The organism is Plasticicumulans acidivorans, from assembly GCF_003182095.1.
In the GTDB taxonomy this organism is placed as follows: Bacteria; Pseudomonadota; Gammaproteobacteria; order Competibacterales; family Competibacteraceae; genus Plasticicumulans; species Plasticicumulans acidivorans.
Genome location: NZ_QGTJ01000005.1, coordinates 1 through 4,585, shown reverse-complemented (window position 1 = coordinate 4,585; position 4,585 = coordinate 1). Strand labels below are relative to the sequence as shown.

1 protein-coding gene and 1 pseudogene are annotated in these 4,585 nt (G+C 62.9%); one reads left to right on the top strand and one right to left on the bottom strand.

Annotation, left to right across the window (positions count from 1 at the left end):
• Positions 1-1,636: pseudogene (locus C7443_RS20115) on the top strand (hypothetical protein); the annotation flags it as partial.
• On the opposite strand, the gene C7443_RS09465 reads toward C7443_RS20115, so the two are convergent.
• Positions 1,614-4,403: a DUF2339 domain-containing protein gene (locus tag C7443_RS09465; RefSeq protein ID WP_110018371.1), complete on the bottom strand. Its 2,790-nt coding sequence runs from the start codon at positions 4,401-4,403 to the stop codon at positions 1,614-1,616. The pseudogene C7443_RS20115 and the gene C7443_RS09465 overlap by 23 nt on opposite strands.
• Positions 4,404-4,585 lie beyond the last annotated feature (182 nt).

The window sequence follows — 4,585 nt, the reverse complement described above, 5'->3', positions numbered from 1 at the left end:
AGGCCAGGTGTTCGTCGAGAGCGGTGCGACCCTCGATCTGGTGGCCACCAACGCGATTGCGGCAAGCAGCGAAGTCAACATCGCCAGCGGCGCCACGCTGCAGGGTCGCGGCAGCCAGACACTGCAACACCTGCAAGGCAGCGGCACGCTGCTGCTCGGCTACACCGATGATCTCGGGACCTTTCACTCTGGAGCCCTGAACTTCAATGCGGCAACCGATTCGATCTTTGACGGCACGCTGGCCGGCGCCGGCAGCACGCTCGACAAATACGGTACCGGGCAGCTGCGCCTGAACGGTGACGCCAGCGCAATGACCGGGCTGGCAACCGTGCACGCCGGGCGTTTGTCGATCAACGGCACTTACGGTGGCGGTGCCTCGGTGCTCAGCGGCGGCATGCTCGGCGGTACCGGCACCGTGCTCGGCGGCGTCAACGTCGCCAGTGGTGGCTGGCTCGACCCCGGCAACTCGATCGGCACGATCACCGTCGGCTCGCTGACGCTGCAGCCTGGCTCGACACTGCGGATCGAGGCCGACGATGCCGGCCATGCCGACCAGGTCATCTCGCTCGGTGATGTATCGATCGCCGGCGCCACACTCCTGCTGGTGCCGACGAGCGGCACGTTCTCTGCCGGCTCGACTTATTCGATCCTGACCGCCAGCGGAACGGTCAGCGGCGAATTCGCCACGGTGTCCTCGTCACTGCCGCTGCTCGGCCTGACCACCACCTATCGCGCTGACAGCGTCTCACTGGCCCCCGGAGAATCACCGACCACACCTGCAACAGTCGTCGAAGTCACGATTCCAACGCCCAACCACAATGCCGAGATTTCGGCGGTCGACCCGGTAGCCGGCGGCCCGGGCAGCCTGCTGCAGCAGATGACCGTTGCCGACGCTGACGCAGGCATCTGGAGCGACCCGCAGGACATCGGTTTCGGCAACGGCCAGGCGGCGCTCGGGCTCGGCTTCGGCCAGTTCAACGTCGATGGCTACCGGCAGCGCTGGCAGACCCTGCCGCTGCAGTACTCCTGGAAGCTCGACAACGGCACGGTGGCGATCCTCGATGCGCCGATCGTCAACATCAGCACCGACGGTCACGGCCACAGCCTGCGCAATCGCAGCTTCTCCCCGGGTGGCGGCCTGCGCATTCCGATCAACGATGACTGGCAGATCAAGCCGATCGTGCGCTGGGGCACGGTGGTCGACGACGACTATAACCACATCGGCTCGCTGGCCTCGGGGACGCTGACCAGTCACTACAAGACCCAGCTGAACAATGACTGGCAGTTCGGCATGGACAACATGGTCGGTGTCTACCGCTCGGTCGGCGGCAATGTGCACGGCCTGGACGCATCCTATGACCTCAATGAAACCGTGCTGCGCAACAGCGTCCGTCTTGGCGGTCCGCTCGACAGCACACCACTGGGCAGCGGGGCACGCTGGATGGCCTGGGTCACCGACACGCGTTACTTCGGTGACAACCTCGCCGTATCCAACATCCAGGACCTCGGCGTCGCCGTCTCCACGAGAGTGCGCAGCGGTTCAGGGTTCGACCAGGTGCTGCACGCGGGGCTGACCGTGCAGCGCAGTGACAGCGGCGGCAATGCCATTCAATTCAATGTGGGCTATCGCTTCTGAGGTTGTCAGCGTCACCGGCGCTGCCGCTGCGCGGCGGCGCCGGTGCAAAGTAACCGACGAGCAGCAGCAGGATGCCGACCACCAGGAACGCCACGATGCGCTCCAGCGTGTCGCGCCCTGACAAGTCGACCAGAAACAGCTTGAGCACTGTCAGCCCCATCAGCGCCGCACCGCTCAGCCAGCGCTGGCGCTGAGCACCACGGGCTCCGGCCAGCATCAGTACGACGGCACTGACTGCCCACACAGCCGCGAGCGCTGCCTGAACCACACGCGAATCAAGCATTGCCAGGGGCGCCCAAGGCACACCGGCCAGATGGTGACAGCCGCGCAGCACCAGCATGTTCAGCATCGCGAAACCCAGCAGTCCGACCGACCACAGCAACGGTCGACGCCAGCACTGCGGCCAGGCAGCGCTATCGCAACACTGAAGACCACAGTGACGCATTGCGACAAGTACCGCCAACTGCGCCAGCTCCAGCGGATTGAGCAACGGCAGATAGGGAAACGGCGCCGGATCCGCCGTCCCCTGCAAGCCCGCCAGCAGGCTCCACAGCACACTCGCAACAAACACCGCCGGCAACGCCAGGCGACGGTAGTCCATTGCGCGGGCGGCCAGTGGCCACGCTGGCCAACGAGCCGAGGCCAGCCACACGATACCGCCCGCCAGCCACAACCCGAGTGCAGCCTCGATCCAAGTCCGCCCGAGTCCGTACGCCTCCCCGACCAACCAGCGGATTTCCTCTGCGCCGAGGGCGAGCAACAGACAGGCTGTCAGTGCATGACGCCAGCGCTGGTCACGCCGCGCAGGCAACTCCAGCTCCTCGCGATACAGCAACCACAGCTGTACGCCAAACGCACACGGCCAACCAAGCAAACCCAGTCCGGCCAAGGAATGCGAACGCCACTGAAAATCGAACAGCAACGCGAAAATGAACAGGAGCGGCAACGCCAATGCCGGCAGTCGGCCATCGGGCCAGGCACTGCGACGAGCCAGCTGATGACCGACCAGCGCACTCAGCGCAAGGAACAGCAGCCAGGCGCCGCTCGCATCGCGCAAGACCATCAGACCAAAGGTTTCCCGCGACCCGAACACCAGCCACCACAACCAACCCCAACAGGCAAATACCCGGGTGACGATGACGGATGAGCCACGCACCGTGCCGTAGCGCTGCGTGACCCAGGCGCTGCACAGACCCGCCAGCGCGATCAATGCCGTATCCAACGCTGCAACATTGAGAAATGGACGTGTTGCTGAGACCGCATCAAACAGGTACGCACGCCCCCACAGACAGGCGGCTCCAACCTGAATCAAGATGCCCAGCCACCACAGCACGACACGACGCTGCCGACAGGCGATCCACAACAAGCCTGCACCCTCCAAGGCCCACAACGGGCTGGCAGAGGCATCGTCGAACGCCAGAGGTATGGCAATCGTTGCAGCAATGATCGCCAGCACGCGGTAGCAATCAGCCAGTAACTCAAATGCGGGACTCACCCGTGCCAGGCGATCGAGCAGGGCATACCACAGGGCGGCACCACACGCACTCCAACTCAGGCCGTGCACGAACTCGCCGACCAACGCGGCCTGCAGAGCAAAACTCACCACAGGAACCCCGAATACCAGAGTTGTATCGAGTGGACGACGAAGATCGAGCGGTAAACGGCGCGCACTCAGCAAAGGCAATGCTGAGAACAACACGAAGAAAATAACGAGGAAGGGCTCAGTGCTGCTGAACAGCTCCGCCCGATAGCGCAACCCACCCCACAGTGCGCCAATGACGAACGTACACAAGAAGCCGACGAGGTTGAGCAGCCGCCATATGCGCCAGAAGGCAACTGCGGCGATACCGAGATCAAGCACGAGGTAGTAACCGAACAAGCGCACGTGGTCGCCACCACCGGCCGACACGAGAACCGGCGCGAGGAATCCGCCAAGTACCGCCAGTACCGCCAGAGCCTGTGCGTTCTGACGCAGGCCGAGACCTACCCCGATCAGGGTGCAGACAAACAAAGCCACGAATCCGGGCAACGGTGCCAGCAGACCGTAAAACTGCATTGCGCCAAATAGCACCAGATAGATCAGACCAAGCCCACCACCCTGTAGACTGAGGCCGTATCCTTTCCGCGTTCTGGCTAGACGCAAGCCAAGCATAACCAGACCAACACCCGCTACAGCAATGGCCGCGAGGCGGATCTCGATCGAAATAGTGGAATGCTGGGCGACATAACGTATCAGGAAAGCCGCGCCGAAAAACAACACGATGATGCCGGTGCGTACCAGCGTGTTTCCGCCGCTAAGCCATTGCCAAGCGATAGACAGAGAACCAGGCATGGCCTGGGTCTGCTCTTGCGCCCACGGACCCTCAGCAGCTGCGGCGGTGGCAGAATCCACACGGCCATCCATCCATGCCGGTGCGTTATCGATGACTGGTTGCGCCTGCTCGGCAGCTACCGCACTCACGAAAGGAGTATCCCATTCCGGCTCTGCCGCCACAGTCGTTGTTACTGGCGCCACTGAAACGCCATCGCCCTGTTTACGGGTTACGGCCTCCAAAGCATCAAGCCGTCGCTCAAGCCGTTGCAACCGCGCACGCAGAACGAACGCCCAGGCACAGGTGAAGCCAGCGATGGCACCAGCTAGCGCACCCATACTGTCATCGGCCAGAACGCCGAATACGAGTGCACATAACGGGATCAGCAGCAGGAAACTCAGCATCGAATCGGCCCGACCGATAGATGGCACGCTGGCAGCGCGCACTGTCGGCATCCTAAACACTCGGGCACTCGCAGTCCTACTTACGTAATCAACGATCGTGAGTAAGCAGTCAGCTTTTCAGGTAACTCAAGAAACGCGAAGCCCCTGACCGTTGTAATGGGTCAGGGGCTTGTTGTGTAAGGTGCCTGGCGGTGCCCTACTTTCACATGGGGAGGCCCCACACTATCATCGGC

What these genes read in the sequence shown, in the direction of transcription:
- C7443_RS09465 (WP_110018371.1), bottom strand. Translation starts at nt 4,403, where the DNA reads ATGCCGACAGTGCGCGCTGCCAGCGTGCCATCTATCGGTCGGGCCGAT.